At 72.7% G+C, this 16,340-nt stretch carries 16 protein-coding genes and 1 pseudogene; 9 read left to right on the plus strand and 8 right to left on the minus strand.

The window, feature by feature from the left end; translation table 11 throughout:
- Positions 1 to 49: 49 nt before the first annotated feature.
- On the plus strand, positions 50 to 496 hold the full coding sequence (locus ACFYSH_RS01535; protein ID WP_033297487.1) for a hypothetical protein: 447 nt from the start codon (positions 50 to 52) through the stop codon (positions 494 to 496).
- A gap of 28 nt (positions 497 to 524) precedes the next feature.
- The gene (gene purU / locus ACFYSH_RS01540) at positions 525 to 1,424 is read left to right on the plus strand and encodes a formyltetrahydrofolate deformylase (RefSeq protein ID WP_359465357.1); all 900 of its coding nucleotides are present in this window, start codon (positions 525 to 527) and stop codon (positions 1,422 to 1,424) included.
- Positions 1,425 to 1,433: 9 nt separating this feature from the next.
- On the opposite strand, the gene ACFYSH_RS01545 is transcribed toward purU, so the two are convergent.
- Positions 1,434 to 2,705, minus strand: a complete 1,272-nt coding sequence (locus ACFYSH_RS01545) for a zf-HC2 domain-containing protein (RefSeq protein ID WP_359465355.1) — start codon at positions 2,703 to 2,705, stop codon at positions 1,434 to 1,436.
- Entirely contained in the window at positions 2,702 to 3,283 is a 582-nt protein-coding gene (locus tag ACFYSH_RS01550; RefSeq protein WP_359465354.1) for a sigma-70 family RNA polymerase sigma factor, read from the minus strand. Before ACFYSH_RS01550 ends, ACFYSH_RS01545 begins: the two co-directional genes overlap by 4 nt.
- A gap of 288 nt (positions 3,284 to 3,571) precedes the next feature.
- Between ACFYSH_RS01550 and ACFYSH_RS01555 the strand changes: the two genes are divergently transcribed.
- The 3 genes from ACFYSH_RS01555 (at position 3,572) to ACFYSH_RS01565 (ending at position 5,587) form a co-directional block, all read left to right on the plus strand.
- Positions 3,572 to 3,946 (plus strand): STAS domain-containing protein, encoded by a 375-nt coding sequence (locus ACFYSH_RS01555; protein WP_359465352.1) that lies wholly within the window; start codon positions 3,572 to 3,574, stop codon positions 3,944 to 3,946.
- 82 nt (positions 3,947 to 4,028) lie between these two features.
- A complete protein-coding gene (locus ACFYSH_RS01560) occupies positions 4,029 to 4,565 on the plus strand; it encodes an EF-hand domain-containing protein (RefSeq protein ID WP_359465351.1) in 537 nt (178 codons plus the stop codon).
- A gap of 560 nt (positions 4,566 to 5,125) precedes the next feature.
- Positions 5,126 to 5,587 carry an ATP-binding protein gene (locus tag ACFYSH_RS01565; protein ID WP_359465350.1) on the plus strand — a complete coding sequence of 154 codons (462 nt, stop codon included), beginning with the start codon at positions 5,126 to 5,128 and terminating at the stop codon, positions 5,585 to 5,587.
- Positions 5,588 to 5,683: 96 nt separating this feature from the next.
- On the opposite strand, the gene ACFYSH_RS01570 is transcribed toward ACFYSH_RS01565, so the two are convergent.
- Positions 5,684 to 6,682, minus strand: a complete 999-nt coding sequence (locus ACFYSH_RS01570; RefSeq protein WP_359465348.1) for a helix-turn-helix domain-containing protein — start codon at positions 6,680 to 6,682, stop codon at positions 5,684 to 5,686.
- 62 nt (positions 6,683 to 6,744) lie between these two features.
- Between ACFYSH_RS01570 and ACFYSH_RS01575 the strand changes: the two genes are divergently transcribed.
- Positions 6,745 to 7,170 (plus strand): DUF2809 domain-containing protein, encoded by a 426-nt coding sequence (locus tag ACFYSH_RS01575; protein WP_359465347.1) that lies wholly within the window; start codon positions 6,745 to 6,747, stop codon positions 7,168 to 7,170.
- 79 nt (positions 7,171 to 7,249) lie between these two features.
- A complete protein-coding gene (locus ACFYSH_RS01580) occupies positions 7,250 to 8,572 on the plus strand; it encodes an MFS transporter (protein ID WP_388750257.1) in 1,323 nt (440 codons plus the stop codon).
- A gap of 94 nt (positions 8,573 to 8,666) precedes the next feature.
- On the opposite strand, the gene ACFYSH_RS01585 is transcribed toward ACFYSH_RS01580, so the two are convergent.
- The 4 genes and pseudogenes from ACFYSH_RS01585 to ACFYSH_RS01600 all read right to left on the minus strand — a co-directional run bounded on the left by ACFYSH_RS01585 (position 8,667) and on the right by ACFYSH_RS01600 (position 11,722).
- Positions 8,667 to 9,854, minus strand: a complete 1,188-nt coding sequence (locus ACFYSH_RS01585; RefSeq protein WP_359465344.1) for an NAD(P)/FAD-dependent oxidoreductase — start codon at positions 9,852 to 9,854, stop codon at positions 8,667 to 8,669.
- Between the two features lie 94 nt (positions 9,855 to 9,948).
- Positions 9,949 to 10,176, minus strand: a pseudogene (locus tag ACFYSH_RS01590) (hypothetical protein); the annotation flags it as partial.
- Between the two features lie 89 nt (positions 10,177 to 10,265).
- Complete coding sequence (locus tag ACFYSH_RS01595; RefSeq protein ID WP_359465342.1) at positions 10,266 to 10,931, minus strand: pyridoxal 5'-phosphate synthase; 666 nt, start codon at positions 10,929 to 10,931, stop codon at positions 10,266 to 10,268.
- 143 nt (positions 10,932 to 11,074) lie between these two features.
- Complete coding sequence (locus ACFYSH_RS01600; RefSeq protein ID WP_359465340.1) at positions 11,075 to 11,722, minus strand: TetR/AcrR family transcriptional regulator; 648 nt, start codon at positions 11,720 to 11,722, stop codon at positions 11,075 to 11,077.
- 433 nt (positions 11,723 to 12,155) lie between these two features.
- Here ACFYSH_RS01600 and ACFYSH_RS01605 point away from each other — a divergent pair, with 433 nt between their 5' ends.
- Together ACFYSH_RS01605 and ACFYSH_RS01610 are read left to right on the plus strand one after the other, a co-directional pair.
- Positions 12,156 to 12,950: a VOC family protein gene (locus tag ACFYSH_RS01605; protein WP_359465339.1), complete on the plus strand. Its 795-nt coding sequence runs from the start codon at positions 12,156 to 12,158 to the stop codon at positions 12,948 to 12,950.
- Positions 12,951 to 13,156: 206 nt separating this feature from the next.
- The gene (locus ACFYSH_RS01610) at positions 13,157 to 15,532 is read left to right on the plus strand and encodes a PQQ-binding-like beta-propeller repeat protein (protein ID WP_359465338.1); all 2,376 of its coding nucleotides are present in this window, start codon (positions 13,157 to 13,159) and stop codon (positions 15,530 to 15,532) included.
- 23 nt (positions 15,533 to 15,555) lie between these two features.
- On the opposite strand, the gene ACFYSH_RS01615 is transcribed toward ACFYSH_RS01610, so the two are convergent.
- A complete protein-coding gene (locus tag ACFYSH_RS01615) occupies positions 15,556 to 16,224 on the minus strand; it encodes a hypothetical protein (protein ID WP_359465337.1) in 669 nt (222 codons plus the stop codon).
- Positions 16,225 to 16,340: the final 116 nt, after the last annotated feature.

Raw genomic sequence — 16,340 nt, forward strand, 5'->3', positions numbered from 1 at the left:
GCAGCAAGGTTCCGAGAACACTTCCCGTCGCGGCCGCCGCTCCTCCACCATGGGCGGCATGCCGCTCAACGACATGCCGTGGTGGCGCTGGCGCAGCAACGTGCGCTCGGCGCTGCACATGCTCTCCGACCCCGTCTTCCACCACGAGTGCTGGCTGGCCGGCCGGGAAGGGTACGGGGACGTCACCGACGCCGTGTACCGCCTGGTCGAGGACACCTGGCTGGACAACTGGTCCGCCGAGAAGTACGTCGGGACGATCTTCCGCGACTCCGCCGAGGCCGCCCTCGTGGACGTCGCGGCGCTGCGGGTGCTGCGCATCATGCACCAGATAGGCGCCGACGCCCCCGTCTCCGCCTACCTGGAGCACCCGGGCTGGCAGGAGGCCGTCGTGGCCGCCCGCGAGGCCCACGTGATGCTCGCCACCAACGATGCCGAGGATCCCGACACGCCGCCGAGGTCCCTGGACGTGCTCCGCATCATGACCAGATCGGCGTGACAGGCGGGTGGTGTGGCACCCTACGGGGATGACCGCGCCGCAGCCCGCCGAACCCGTATCCGCTGCCTCGGACACCGCCGCCGAGCAGTACGTCCTCACGCTCTCCTGCCCCGACAAACAGGGCATCGTGCACGCCGTGTCGAGCTATCTCTTCATGACCGGCTGCAACATCGAGGACAGCCAGCAGTTCGGCGACCGCGACACCGGTCTCTTCTTCATGCGTGTCCACTTCTCCGCGGACGCCACGGTCACCGTGGACAAGCTGCGGGCGAGCTTCGCCGCGATCGGGGACTCGTTCCGGATGGAGTGGCAGATCCACCGGGCGAGCGACCGGATGCGGATCGTGCTGATGGTCAGCAAGTTCGGGCACTGCCTCAACGACCTGCTGTTCCGCTCCCGCACCGGCGCCCTGCCGGTCGAGATCGTGGCGGTCGTCTCCAACCACACGGACTTCGCCGAACTCGTCGCCTCGTACGGCGTCCCCTTCCGCCACATCCCTGTGAACAGGGAGAACAAGGCGGAGGCCGAGGCGCAGCTGCTGGAACTGGTCCGCGGCGAGAACGTCGAACTCGTCGTCCTGGCGCGCTACATGCAGGTGCTCTCGGACGATCTCTGCAAGCAGCTGAGCGGCCGGATCATCAACATCCACCACTCCTTCCTGCCGAGCTTCAAGGGCGCGAAGCCGTACCACCAGGCCCACGCCCGCGGTGTGAAGCTGATCGGTGCGACGGCGCACTACGTGACCGCCGACCTCGACGAGGGGCCGATCATCGAGCAGGAGGTCGAGCGCGTCGGGCACGGCGTCACGCCGGACCAGCTCGTCGCCATCGGGCGCGACGTGGAGTGCCAGGCACTGGCCCGCGCGGTCAAGTGGCACGCGGAACAGCGCATCCTGCTCAACGGCCGTCGCACGGTCGTCTTCCCCTGAGGACCGTGTTCACAGCCGGCTGAGGGAGGCGGCGGCGAACAGGACGTCGCGGATCGCCTCGCGGTCGCCCTGCTGGCCGGCCGCGGCCTCGGCCGGCGGCACATGGCCGGCGACCAGTCTGCAGAACTCCACGCCGTCGAGCGCCACCTGCGCGACCGTGTGGTCGGGGGAGCCGAGGGCGGCCGGTGAGTCCAGCGCGATGTACCAGTCGCCGCCACCACGCCCCTCGACCTCCAGGTGGAGGGAGCGTCCCGGAGCGCCCGCCGTGACCAGGTGGCGGGCCGGTGCGGCCAGCCCCGCGCGGCGGCGCCCGGCGAGCGTGGCGGGCAGCAACCGGGCCGCCAGGTCGATCATCCGGTGGAGATGGGCGGCGGCGGGCGGTTCGTAGGGGTAGTCCACGGCGTGCGCGATGTCACCGCCGTGCACCCAGCACTCGAAGGCCCGCTCCAGGAGCGAGTCCTGCAGCGGAAGGGCGAAGTACCCGTACGGGACGGAGCGCTCCGCGATGGCGCGGCCGGCGAACGACACCGTACGGACGAGGGAGTGGCTCTGCTCACGCCAGGGCTCCCGTACGGTCCGGGTGAGCGGCCGGGTGGCGGCGGACCAGCACGCCTCGGTGCGCTCCGTCGGCGTCGGGGGCAGGGGCCGGTCACTTCTGCCGAGCGGGTCGTCCAGGTCGAGGGCCCTGGACACCAGGCCGTCGACGGCCATCAGATGGCCGATCACTCCGGCGACGGTCGTCCTGCGGTTCACCTGCCGGTCGTCCTCGAACCACTTCAGCCGTACCGGCGCGTGCCACTCCGCGTCCCCGATGTCCCGCAGCAGCGCGTCGAGCCGTGCGGTCTCCGCGTCGTACGGCGCGGCCCACGACGGGACGGGGACGCGTGCCGGGCGGCGGCCCAGACAGCCCTCCAGGACGCGGGACCGGAGCATCGGGTCCAGGTCAAGGGTGCCGTCGGTGTGCAGCAGTCCCACGGCGTCGCGCAGCCGTAGCGCCTCCTCGGCGCAGGGCGCGCACGACGTGAGGTGCTCCTCGACGGCGGCCGTCTCCTCGGCGGAGCAGGCGGCCAGGGCCCAGGCGCCGAGCAGGGACTTCAGCACCTGGTGGGGGAGCGGTGCGGCGGGCGGATCCGGTGGCCCGGGTGGTTCCGGCGGCTCGGCGCCCCTGGACCGGACCGGAGGCAGCTCGTCCCGGGCGTCCGCGGCCGCCCGGGGTTTCGGTATGCGCGGCCCGGCCGGCGGGTCCCCGTCACGGCCTTCGCCGCCGTGGCCCCCGGTCACGGTGTCGGTCCGTATCCGGGAGGTGCCGAGTCCGCCGACGGCCGGGTGTTCGCGGTGGAGAGCAGCTGGAGGCCCAGCCGCAGCCGGCGCCTGGCCTCGTCCCCGGTGACGCCGAGGTCGGCGGCGGTCTGCCGGTAGTCCCGGCGCTGGACGTACGCGAGCTCCAGGGCGGCGCGCAGCGGCGCGGGCATGGAGGCGACGATGTAGTCGGCGCGGGCCGCGGCGGTTGCCTTGAGCACCCGGTGGTCCAGCTCCTCCGCCCGCGCGTCCGCGTCGGGCCCTCCCGCCTCGCCGTGTTCGCTGCGGAGCCGCCGTACGGACTGGCGGTGGGTGAGCCGCGCCACCCAGGAGCGCATGGAGCCGTGCCGGGGGTCGTACGCGTCGGGGTTCTCCCAGACGTAGCCGAAGACCTCACGTGTGACCTGGTCCGCCGCGTCCTCGTCGTCGAGCATGCGGTGGGCCTGGCTGTGCACGAGGGCGGCGAACCGGTCGTAGAGCTCGCCGAGCGCCGCCGCCTCGCCGTGTGCCAGCCGCTGCTGCATCCGGCGGTCCCAGCGCGGTGGTGCGTCCTTCGCCATCCAGCCCCCAGCCCTGTGCCTCGCGTCACCCCGAATGTAGTCGGACGCACAGTTCGAACACGTACCTTTGCGGTAAGTACGTCCCTCGAGTGGCGCTGAATGATAGGGGACGTTTTCCCCTTGCCCTTGAGTGATCACATAAACGATCCTGAAGTGATCATCTTTGGGACGAACCTGTGCCAGGCCCGTGAGCGCAAAGGCGTTTCACGGGCGGGTGAGCGGGAAGCCGCGAGGTGGAACGGAAACTTCCGGATCCTCCGGAGCCCCCGGAACGAGAGGCCGAGTCGCGTGACGCTGAAGGTGTACGAGACCGAGCAGGACGCGTGGACCGTGCTGCGGATCCATGGCGAGCTCGACCTCGTGAGTTCACCCGTCGTGCGCCAGTCCGTCCATGGGGCGGTGGCCGCGGGACGGCACGACGTCGTCCTCGACCTCTCCGGCGTCCTCTTCTGCGACTCCAGCGGCGTCAACGTCCTGATCGCCTCCCGCCGCCTCATGAAGTCCTGCGGCGGCAGGCTGCGGCTGATCCTCCCGGCCCGCGGCGCGGTCGACGGCTCACACGTCAACAAGGTGCTCGGCGCCCTGGGGGTACGCCGTCTGTTCGACGTCTACTCCGACGCGGACGCGGCCACCGACGACGTGTCCAGGCCGCTCACCGCCTGACCGGGCGGATCGACGCGGAGTTGTCACACCGCCGAAGACCGGTGGTGACACGTGAGGCCTCCCGGCGTCGTACGCTCCCCGCATGGACAGCGCAGAGTACGAGCGCAAGATCGCCCACCGCTTCGCCGCCTTCGACCAGGACGGCAACGGCTACATCGATCGCGCCGATTTCAACGCCGCCGCGGCCCGTCTGCTCACCGAGTTCGGTACGACGGCCCGCTGCGACCGGGGCCAGTCGCTCTACACGGGTGCCGAGGCCTTCTGGCAGGGCATGGCCGGCATCGCCGACGTGGACGGGGACCAGCGCGTCACCCGGGAGGAGTTCGTCGGCGGGGCCGTGAAGAGGCTGCGTGACAGCCCCGAACGCTTCGCGGAGATCGCGCGCCCCTTCCTGCGCGCGGCGATCGCCGTCGCCGCCGGAGCGGACCCGGAGGGGGCCGCGCCCACCTCGGCCCCGGTCGCCGCGGTGGAGCGCGCACTCCTGGTGCTGGGCGCCCCGGGCGACATCGCGAGTGTCGCGGCCCGGAGCCTGGACACCGACCAGGACGGCCGGATCGCCGAGGCGGAGGCGGTCGCCGCCTTCTCCGCGTACTTCACCGTGATCGAGCCCGACGCGTAATCCCCGCCGGTACCCGTCAACACGCCCAACGATGTGAGCAGTTCGTGGCCTCCCACAGCCCGGCCCCGGTGCCGCCCCGGGCCGGGCCGCCGCGGTGCATCCGGGGTGGTCGGGGCTGCCCGGGGGGCGCGCGGACCGTACTCCGCGGGTCACTCAACGCATCCGGAGCGCGGGTGCGCCCCCGGAGCGACCCGTCACCGGGCGGAGTCGGCGGCCCCCGCTCGGGTACCCTCCGTGGGATGCGAGTGGTACTGGAACCGGAGGTTCCGGGTACGGCCCCTGCGGCCGCCCCGGATGGCGCACGGTGCCCTGCTCGCAACGCACGGAGCTGCGACGGGCTCGACGGGGACCCGGTCTCCGACGCTCCGGCGCGCTTCTGTTCGACTCTCCGCAGCACGCGTCGCACAGTATGGACCACGCGTACTCCTTCGCGCTGGAATATGCCCGAAGCGCTTGTTGCGGTGACTGTACGTCAACCATGCTGTCTCGCAGAGGAGTCACGTTCCGTGACCCTGAGGAGGCGCTAGGCGATGTGTCCGCCGGTTCGGATGGTGTGAGCGGTGCAGGTGCTTCAGGTGCAGATGGAGGTCGGGCCCGACCCCGCGGAGGTGGGCAGGGCCCGCAGATGGGCGCGGTCACGGCTGGCCGGGTCCGGGCTGGGGGATGACGAGCCGCTCGCCGAGACGCTCATCCTGCTGATCTCGGAGCTCGTCACCAACGCGGTGGTCCACACCGGCTGTCCGGCCGTACTGCGGATGCTGGTCGGTGCGGCGGATCCGGCCGGATCGGCGGGGACGGTGCGCGTCGAGGTGGCGGACACCAGCTGCTGTCCGCCCCAGCCGCGTCACGCGGCAGGCGAGGACACGGGCGGCCGTGGCCTGGAGCTGGTGGACGGCCTGGCGGACCGCTGGGGCTGGCAGCGGGAGGGCGCCGGAAAGCGGATCTGGTGCGAGGTCGACCGCGGTGGCCCGGTGATGATCCCGGTGGTCCAGGAGCAGCCCGGCGACCGGGCCTGTCTCTGAGGGCTGTCCCGTTGATCCCGGGCGGGCGCGCGAGGACAGCTGCTTCCCCGGGCTCTCGGCTGCGCTCGCACAGGGGAGAGCCCTCAAGGGCTCCCTTCAGCGCCCCGCGAGCGTCGAGCGGAATGTCCGCCGGTAGACCGTGGGCGAGACCCCCAGTGCAGCCTGCACATGCTGCCGCAGGGAGGTGGCCGTACCGAAACCGGCGTCCCGTGCCACCTGGTCGATCGACAGGGCGGTGGATTCCAGCAGGTGTCGTGCCCGCTCCACCCTCTGCCGGGTGAGCCACTGTCCGGGGCTGATGCCGACCTCCTCGCGGAAGCGGCGGGTGAAGGTGCGTACGCTCATCGACTCCTGCCCGGCCATGTCGCGCAGGGAGATGGGCTGCTCCAGCCGCCCGAGCGCCCAGGTCCGTGCGGCCGTCGTCGTGGCGAGCCCCGCCTCGGGCATCGGACGCCGGATGAACTGCGCCTGGCCGCCGTCGCGGTGCGGGGGCACGACGGTGCGGCGGGCGACGTCGTTGGCGACGGCGGTGCCGTGGTCGCGGCGCACGATGTGCAGGCAGAGGTCGATCCCGGCGGCCACACCGGCCGAGGTCAGCACGTCCCCGTCGTCGATGAACAGGACGTCCGGATCGACGCGGATCCGGGGGAAGAGCCGCTGGAAGTGGTCGGCCGAGGACCAGTGGGTGGTGGCGGGGCGCCCGTCGAGATATCCGGCCGCGGCGAGGAGGTAGCCGCCCGTGCAGATGGACACCATGCGGGTCCCCGGCCTGATGTACGCGAGCGCGGCGGCCAGTTCGTCGGTGAGCCGGCCCTCGTCGTACACGGGACCGAGTTCGTACGAGGCCGGGACGACGACGGTGTCGCCGGTGGCGAGGGCGTCGGGGCCGTGCTCGACCATGATGCTGAAGTCGGCGTCGGTGCGGACCGGGCCCGGCGGGCGCACGGAGCAGGTCACGACGTCGTACAGCTTCTCGCCCGTGCCGGGGGCCGGGGCCTCCGCAGCGGCCCGCGCGCGGCCGAAGATCCGTTGGGGGATGCCCAGTTCGAAGGGGATCACCCCGTCGAGCGCGAGGACGACGACACGGTGGCGCATCTGGGCTCCTGCTCTCCCGCGGATTGGGTAGGACCGGCTGCGGCCTGATAAACGTACCGGTCATGAAGGAAACGCAGACCGTTCGCACGGTCGTTCCCCGCGCCGCCGCCATCCGTGCGACGGCCGCGGCGGCGGCACTCCTGACCGTGGCGGCGGGGCTCGGCGTCCGTGCGGCGGCGGGCGGCGACGTGGCGAAGTACGCGGGCGACGCCCTCTACACCGTGCTGATCCACGTCCTGGTCGTCGTCGTGGTGCCCCGGGTGCGGCCGCCGACGGCCGCGGGCGCCGCGCTGGCCTTCAGCTGGGCGGTGGAACTTGCCCAGCTGACGGGCGTACCGGCCGACCTGGCGCGGCAGAGCGCGGTGGCGCGGCTGGTGCTCGGCTCGACGTTCAACGCACCGGACCTGCTCTGGTACGGGGTGGGGGCGGCCCTGGCCTGGGCGGCCCACAGCCGCCTGCGGTCCGGACGCGCCCTGGCGCGGTCCTGACCGCGGTGGCCCGATTCCTGCGAAGCGTGTCCGTCCAGCCACTCGTCGGGGGGTGGCTCCCGGCCGGATGCTGAGCGGCGTGACGCAGACAACCGACAGCACGACACCCGGCGGCGCGGCGGCCGGGCGCGTTCCTCGCAGCCACTCCGGGCCACGGGTGCACCGTGCGTGGATCGTCGCCGCCGTGGCCTTCGTGACGATCATCGGAGGCGCCGCCTTCAACTCCCTGCCGGGGCTCCTGATCGAGCCCCTGAACGAGGAGTTCGGCTGGTCGCGCGGCGAGATCGGTCTCGCCGTCTCCCTCGACATGGCGCTGTACGGGCTGACCGCGCCCTTCGCCGCGGCGATGATGGACCGCTTCGGCATGCGCCGGGTCGTGGTCGTCGCACTCGGCGCGGTGGCGGCAGGGGCGCTGGCGAGTGTGTGGATGACGGCGTCCTGGCAGCTGATGCTCTACTGGGGCCTCCTTGTCGGCCTGGGCACCGGCTCGATCGCGATGGCCTTCTCCGCGACCGTCACCAACCGCTGGTTCGTGGCCCGCCGCGGTCTGGTGACCGGTGTCCTGACCGCGGCCGGCGCCTCCGGCCAGCTGGTCTTCCTGCCGCTGTGCGCCTGGATCGTCGTCGACCACGGCTGGCGCCCGGCCTCGGTGACGGTGGCGCTGGCGGCGCTCGTCGTCGTCCCGTTCGTCTGGTTGCTGATGCGCGACCACCCGGCGGACGTGGGGCTCGCCCCGTACGGCGGCACGTACGTGGAGAAGCCGGCGCCCGTCAGGGGCGCCGCGACCCGCGCCGTACGCGTCCTGCTCACCTCGGCCCGCACGGGGCCCTTCTGGCTGCTGGCGGGCTCGTTCGCGATCTGCGGCGCGTCCACCAACGGCCTGATCCGCACGTATTTCGTCCCCTCGGCCCACGACCACGGCATGGGGATTCCCGCGGCGGCCTCGCTGCTGGCCGTCATCGGCGTCTTCGACGTCATCGGCACGATCTTCAGCGGCTGGCTCACGGACCGCTTCGACGCCCGCCGGCTGCTGGCGGTCTACTACGCGCTGCGTGGTGTGTCGCTGCTGTTCCTGCCGGTGCTGATGGCCCCGACGGTGCATCCGCCGATGGTCTTCTTCATCGTCTTCTACGGGCTGGACTGGGTCGCCACGGTGCCGCCGACCCTGGCCCTGTGCCGGGAGCAGTACGGCGAGGACAGCGCGATCGTCTTCGGCTGGGTCCTGGCGTCGCACCAGCTGGGGGCGGCCCTGGTGGCCTTCCTCGGCGGGGTGGTCCGGGACGTGACCGGATCGTACGACCTGGTCTGGTACGGCGCGGGGGCGCTGTGCGCGACGGCCGCCCTGATGGCCCTGGTGATCCGCCGCAAGGCGGGTGAGGCCGCGCCGGCACGGGTCGGCTGAGAGGGCGGTCCCCCGGGGACAGGACTCGTGTGCGTGAGGAGGCGACAGTGCCTTGTTCCGGAGATCGCCCAGGCCCTGCGCTCAGCGTGCGGGCTCAGCCCTTCCTGGCCAGGCGGATGGCTATTCTCCGCGCGTCCAGGGCCATTTCGCGGAGCATCCCGCTGATCGGGTTGGTGAACCCGGTGAAGTAGAGGCCCGGTGCCCCGTCCGGGGTGCGGGCGCCGTGCACCACCGGGCGGCCTCTCGCGTCCAGTACGCCGAGGTGGCCGACCAGGTCCTCCAGGGCGCGTTGGTAGCCGGTCGCCGTGATCACCGCGTCCGGGGTGTGCCGGGTGCCGTCGGCCAGCACCACGGCGTCCCCGTCGAACGACTCGACCGCCGCCACGGGCACCACCCGTCCGCCCTTCACCGCCTTGATCAGCCCGACGTCCTGGACGGGGATCGCGCCCTCCTCGACCCGGGAGTACAGGCCCGTGTCCGGGCGGGGAAGGCCCCGGTCCGCCAGGTCGGGTACGGAGACGCGGCACATCAGGCGGCCTGCCGCGTCGACGAGACGGACCGGCAGCCTGCGGACCAGGACGGCGGTCGCCTGGGCGGGCCAGCCGGCCGTGGAGCGGCGCACGATGTGCGGGACCGTGCGCACCGCGATCCGCACCTGGGACGCGCCGCCCTCGACCAGGTCCACGGCGATCTCCGCCCCGGTGTTGCCGATCCCGACGACGAGGACGTCCTTGCCCGCGTACGGAGCCGGGTGGCGGTACTCCGCGGCGTGCAGCAGTTCGCCGGTGAAGCCGTCACGGCCGGGCCACGCGGGGGTTAGCGGGGTGTGGTTGAAGCCGGTGGCCACCACCACCGCCCGCCCGGTGAGCACCCGGCCACCGGTCGCGCTCAGCTGCCAGCCGGTGCCGTCGGCGGTCCGGTCGATCCGGGACACCTCGACACCCGTCACCACGTCCAGCTCGTGGTGCTCGGCGTACTTCTCCAGGTAGCGCACCATGTCGTCGCGCGACACCCATCGCCCGAACCTGCGGGGCATGGCCAGCCCCGGCAGGGCGGACCAGCGACGGGTCGTGTGCAGGTGCAGCCGGTCGTAGTGCCGGCGCCAGGACGCCCCGACGCGGTCGGACTTCTCCAGCACCACCGCCCGTACGCCCTGGTCCCGCAGGGCCGCCGCGGCGGCGAGGCCGCCCGGTCCGCCGCCGATCACATAGACCGGCCGGTCGTCGGTGCGGTCGATGGAGGAGGTCAGGGCGTCACCGGGGGCGGGGGTGGATGCGGGCATGCTCCGGAGCGTAATAGGACATGAACATGATGGGTTCCCGGTCCGGACGGGAATCGGTTGCGAAATGATCACGGGGGCGCGCTCCCGGGCCCGCTCAGAGCCCCGGAGCGCCCCACACCGGGAACCAGCGCGCGAGGTCGCCCTCCACCCGTAGGTCGTCACCGAGCACGGCCCGCACCTGGAGCTCCAGCTGGTTGTCGCGCTTCTCCCCGCCGCCCGTGGCCGGGGCGAACGGATAGAAGGTGCCCCGCTTGTAGAGGTGGACCAGCGCCAGTGCACGGCCCTCCGGATTCCGGAACCCGATCATCGAGCAGAGCAGGTGCCCTCGGCACCGGGTTCCTGACGAGCGAGGAGCCAGGTGTAGCCGCACCATGGTGCGCCTCTCCCGGTGAAACCGGACAGGTGCCGGGCTCAGGGCCAGAGGAGCTCGCGGGTCCAGCCCGCACCGTCCCGGCGGTAGCGCAGCCGTACGTGCCGGCGCCGGGCGTCGCCCTGGAAGAACTCCACCTCCTGCGGCTCGACCACATACCGCGTCCAGGTCCCCGCCTCGGCGTCCGGCTCGGCCTGCGCGCGCTCCCAGGCGTTCTCGGAGGCCCGTACGAGGTCCTCGTACGCCGGCAGCACCTCGCTCTGCGACCCGGTCAGCGCGGCGGCCAGCGCGCCGGTGGACCTGGCCCGCAGATCGGCGCGGCTCTCCTCGCGGCTCGCGGGGGCGGTCGTGCCCCGCACGCGTACCTGGCGGCCCTGGGCGGGCCAGTAGAAGCCGAGCGCCGCGAACGGGCGGGCGGCCAGCTGGCGGCCCTTCGCGCTGGTGGCGTGCGTGGCGAAGTGCCAGCCGCGCTCGTCCGCGTCGTGCAGCATCAGCGTGCGCACGTCGGGGTGGCCCTCGGCGTCCGCGGTCGCCAGGGTCATGGTGTGCGGTTCCGGCTGCCCGGCCGCCACGGCCTCGGCGAACCAGGTGTGGAACAGGGGGAGGGGAGTGGCGGGTGCCGCCGACGGGTCGAAGCCGGGGAGGGGCACGTCCCAGACGCGCTGTGCGTGGAGCAGGTCGCGGAAGTCCTTCTGTGCATCGCTCATGCCCCCATTGCACAGCCTCGCGCGCCGATGCGGAAAACGCCGACGGCGGACCACGGGAGTGGTCCGCCGTCGGTGAGACAGGACGTGGGGCGCCGCGGAGGGCGCGGCGCCCGGCGGGTGCGGGGGGACGGGGCTGCCGGGGCCTACCTGGCCGGCTTCTTGCCGGTGATGCCCAGGTGCACCAACAGGGCGAGGTTCGGGCGGAGTTCGGCCTGCTTCACGCCCCAGCCGGTGAAGCCCTTCTGGTGCGAGGCGACCCCCGACAGCATGACGACCAGGGAGCCCGCCACCGCGGCGGGGCTGACGTCCTTGTCCACCTTGCCCTTGGCCTGGAGCTCCTTGACCGCGTCCGTCAGGGAGTTGGTGACCGAGTTCAGGACCTTCATGCGGATCTTGTAGAACCGCTTGTCGCCCTCGGCCGCGCCGAGCTCGACGACACGGAGGATCGCGTCGTGGCGTCGCCAGAAGTCGAGGAATCCCTCGACGAGTTCTTCGGAGGCCTGCCAGCCGGCCTTGCCGACCCAGGAGCGGCCGCCGACCAGTTCGGTCAGTCCGGCGCTTTCCTTGGCCATTTCCTCGGCGAGTTCGAGAACGGCGCCCTCGACGGCGGGGAAATACTGGTAGAAAGTCGCGGGTGAAGTCCCCGCCTTCCGAGCCACGTCGATGACTTTGACGTCCCGGTACGGCGAGGAGCTGAGCATATCGCTGAGGCATTCGAGCAGCTTCTGCCGCGTCGCCTGACCTCGCCGACCAGCCACGCGGCCGTCGACGGTGCGCACTTGTCCTGTCATGCCGTCAGCTTACCGAGGGGTGATCCGAGCGCGATCTGGCCGACTGCAAATGGGGAACGCCCCGGTGCGGGGCGGGCGGACGGGCCAATTCTCCGTGGGGGTACGCGTCTATTCACGCGGGCGTAAGTGTTTATGGAATTGCCCCGCCGTCCGCGCCGTCGGCGCCGGGCGTGCTCCGGAGTGATGTTGTTATCAACAGCCTGTGGATAACTTCGGTGGACAACCTGCGTCCACACGGACCGCCCCGCCTTCACGATTCGGGCAAAGGTTCCATACGACCCTCGGGGCGCGCCGGAAGGCTCCCGACGTTACGTTGAGTGTGACGGGCATCACGGCTGCCCCGGTGCTGAGCGCACCGGTGCTCCACAGCGCCACCGCCGTGGTGCCGCGGAAACGCCATAGCGACCTCGCAGCGACCGGAAGGAGCCGGGCCATGGCCGTATTCGCGCAGTCCGCGCCGTGCTGGGTCGATGTGCAACTCGCCGATCTGGAGGCCGGCAAGCGCTTCTACGGCGGGCTCTTCGGCTGGACCTTCCACGCCGGCGACGGCATGCCCTTCGCCGACGCCCGCAGCGACGGTGCACTCGTCGCCGCGCTCGCCGCGAAGCAGGACGGCCGCATGCCCACGACCTGGGGCGTCTACTTCGCCACCGATGACATCCGCGCCTCCGTCGCCCTGGTCCGCAAGGCGGGCGGCCAGGTGATCACCGATCCCGTACGGGCCGCTGCGGCCGGGTTCCTCGCGCAGGCGGCCGACCCCGGCGGCGCGGTCTTCGGCCTCTGGCAGGCGGGTGAGCGCGCGGGCTTCGAGAAGCGGAACGCACCGGGCGCCTTCTGCTGGACCGAGGTGTACACCCGGCAGCCGCAGCGGGTGGACGCCTTCTACGAGGAGGTCTTCGGATTCCGTGGGACGGACATCGAACTGCCGGGTGCCGACGGCGCCGTCGAGCCCTTCCGGATGTGGTCCCCCGCCGGGACCGAACCGGGCGAGGACACCGCGGTCGGCGGCCGCGCGGTCCTCACGGACGCGTTCCCCGCGATGCTGCCCAGCTACTTCCTCGTCTACTTCGCCGTCGCCGACTGCGAACGCGCCGCCGAGACGGCCGTACGCCTCGGTGGCCGGATCACGTCCCCGCCCCTGGACATCCCGTACGGGCGGACGGCGGTCCTCCAGGACGACCAGGGGGCGGCCTTCGCCGTGCTCCAGCCGGCCGAGCGGCTGCCGTAGCCGACCCGCGGTGTCCGTCCCGCGGTGTCCTGAAAGGGATGGAGTGACACACAACACCCTGATCCGCCCCCGGGTTCGCAACCAGGCCCGCGGACAGGAAGAATCAGGGTGCGCACCGCCAAGTGGTGCCCAGTGGTGAGACGCTGCACAGGGCGGGATTTCGCGGGCTTCTGTTCCTGAGGTCCGTACGGGGAGGTGGCAGGCAAGTGGAGCAGCTGACGCAGCATGACCCGAGGCGGATCGGCCCGTTCGAGGTGCTGGGACGGCTCGGGGCCGGCGGCATGGGGCTGGTCTATCTGGCGAGGTCGGCGTCGGGCCGGCGGGTGGCGATCAAGACGGTCCGTACGGAACTGGCGGAGGACCAGCTGTTCCGGGTCCGCTTCACACGAGAGGTGGAGGCGGCGCGCGCGGTCAGCGGTTTCTACACCGCCGCCGTGGTCGACGCCGATCCGAGGGCGGCCGTGCCCTGGCTGGCCACCGCTTACGTCCCCGCACCCTCGCTCGAGGAGATAGTGAGTGAGTGCGGGCCGATGCCGACGCAGGCCGTGCGCTGGCTGGCCGCGGGGATCGCGGAGGCCCTGCAGTCGATCCACGGGGCCGGTCTCGTCCACCGTGACATGAAGCCCTCCAACGTCCTCGTGGTCGAGGACGGACCCCGGGTGATCGACTTCGGGATCGCGTCAGGCGTCTCCAACACCCGGCTGACCATGACGAACGTGGCGGTGGGGACGCCCGCGTACATGTCTCCGGAGCAGGCCCGTGACTCGCGCAGCGTCACCGGCGCCAGTGACGTGTTCTCGCTCGGCTCGACCCTCGTCTTCGCGGCCACGGGCCACGCGCCCTTCCACGGGGCGAATCCGGTCGAGACCGTGTTCATGCTGCTGCGGGAGGGCCCCGACACCGAAGGGCTGCCCGACGACCTGAGGCCGCTCATCGAGTCCTGCATGCAGATGGACCCGGCCCGGCGGCCCAGCCCGGCGGATCTGCAGGCGCAGCTGGCCCCGCACCTGTTCGCCTCCGGCGGTGACGACAGCGGCACGGCGTCGGCCTGGCTGCCGACCGTGGCGACCGCGATGATCGAGCAGCGCCGCGGTGGTGGGCGCGCCGTCGCCGCACCCGCCCCCGTGGTCGTGCCGCCGCCCCCGCGGCAGCCCCCGCCCGGGGCCGACTGGGGCGGGGCCTGGCGTGGCGGTGGCGATCTGCGGACCGCGCCGACCCCCGCGCCGGTGTCGGCGCCCGCCCCCGACGGCGGCCCCGTGCGGCTGCCCGGCGCCCAGGTGCCGATCGGGCCCGGTCCGCGCCCGGTGGACGTACGGGGCCCCGCCGCGGCGCACGCCGACCCGGCGACCGGCTGGGTGCGCGCTCCCGGCGGACAGACCTCGGCCGCGCCGACCGCTCCCGTGCCCGCCCCCGCGCCGGGCCCGGACGCCGCGCCCGCCGCACCGGACCGCTGGCGGCCGTGGCGGTTCCGTATGTCGAACGACGTGTGGGGCACGCCCGTCGTGGTGGGCGACCTGCTGTACGTCACGTCCTTCGAGGTGCACGCCCTGGACGTGGGCAACGGGCGCCGCCAGTTCAAGACCCGTGACGTGGCCTGGTCGATGGCCGTGGACGGAGGCCGGATCCACGCCTCGGACGGTCCGTCGCTGTACGCGCTGGACGCGGCGACCGGCGCCGAGCGGTGGCGGCTGCGGACCGACGCCTGGGTGTACGCCCTCAAGGCCGACCGGGGCACCGTCCTGACCGCGACGCGCGGCGGCGGCGTACAGGCGTGGGAGGCGTCCAGCGGCGAGAAGCTGTGGGAGACCTCCGGCATCCAGACGGACTTCGAGACGCCGGAGGCCGGCCCCGTCCTCCACGACGGCACGGTGTACCTGTGGCAGGACGCCCGGCTGCGGGCCGTCGACGCGCGTACCGGCACGGAGCGCTGGTCGTACCCCATCGGCGACGCCGCCTCCTGCGGCGGTGTGCCGGTCCGGGTGACCCCCGCGTCCGACGGTTTCGTGTACGTCGCGGCCGGGGCCCGGGTGCTGGCCGTGGACTCGGTCTCCGGCCGGGTCCGCTGGCACTTCGAGTCACCGGCCGTCTTCCTCTCCCCGCCCGCTTTCGCGCCGGGACCGGCGGTCACGGGCGGCGGGGTGTACCTCGCGGACTACCTCGGCACCGTGTACGCCCTGGACGCCTCGACGGGCAAGGACCGCTGGCGGATCGCGACGGAGGCCCGGCAGTCCGTCGAACCGGTGCTGGTGACGGCGGGCAACGTGCACGTCGGCAGCGGCAGCGCGCTGTACACCCTGGACGCGGTGACCGGCACCCCGAAGTGGCGTTTCGCGGCGGGAGGCGACGTGGTCGGCGCACCGGTGGTCGCGGACGGCCGGCTCCACTTCGGCTCGGCGGACCACGTGCTGTACACCCTGGACGCGGCGGGCGGCCAGCTCCGCTGGAAGCTGGCCACGGGCGGCGAGATCACGGGTTCCCCGGTGGCGCAGGCGGGCGTCGTCTACGCGTGCAGCAAGGACCGCTGTGTGTACGCCCTGGACGCGCTGAAGGGCACGGGCACGGGGAACCGGGCCCGGGCCTGACGCCCGCGGGGCCCGGCGCGGCCTCAGGGGTGGGGCGGGTGGTACCTGTCCCGGTCCTGCTGGTCCCCCTCGTCGGGGTACTGGACGGGGTGCCGGGCGGTGTCCGCGTCGCCGGACGGGGCCGCCCGGTGCCGGCCCGGCCCGGTGTACGGATCCGCTTCGGGCTCCGGCCCGGGGGAGGTCTGCGCGGCCGGCCCCGGCTCCTGCGTCGGCGGCCAGGTGTCCGGGCGGTCGTCCGGCGGCACGGGATAGGGGTCGGGGGAACGCCGCGCCCGTGTGCGCCGCCGCCCCGACATCAGCAGCGCGCCCAGCAGGAGGAGCAGACCGCCCGCCAGCGCCTGCGCGACGCCCCACCGGAGCCCGTCCCCGTCACCGTCGACCGTGAGGCCACCGGCTTCCTGCCCCTGCCGGACCATCCACAGCACGGTGAAGCCGAGCACGATCAGACCGGCCAGTGCCACGAGCGGGCGCGAGCGGAACACGACGCCCACGAGGGTCACCAGCGCGGCGAACAGGAAGGGCAGCAGGATCGACCCCAGGACGGACGACGAGGCGTCGCTGATGCCGTCGAACAGGTCCTGGACGCGGTAGTCCCGCCCGAGGCGGTTGTCGAACCACGTGTGGAAGGGGCTCTGCACGGCCGCCGCCGCCCCCACGAGTGCGACGACGGAGCCGAGGACATTGCGGATCATCGACAGCCTCCCGGGCCATGGCGCACGGCTGTGCGCACCGAATCCCCGGATCGACGCTACGCCGGGCCGATTGTCCCTGCCATCGGAGACGACGCCGGCGGAGACCATGACAAGAC

The organism is Streptomyces sp. NPDC005791, from assembly GCF_042871485.1.
Classification (GTDB): domain Bacteria; phylum Actinomycetota; class Actinomycetes; order Streptomycetales; family Streptomycetaceae; genus Streptomyces.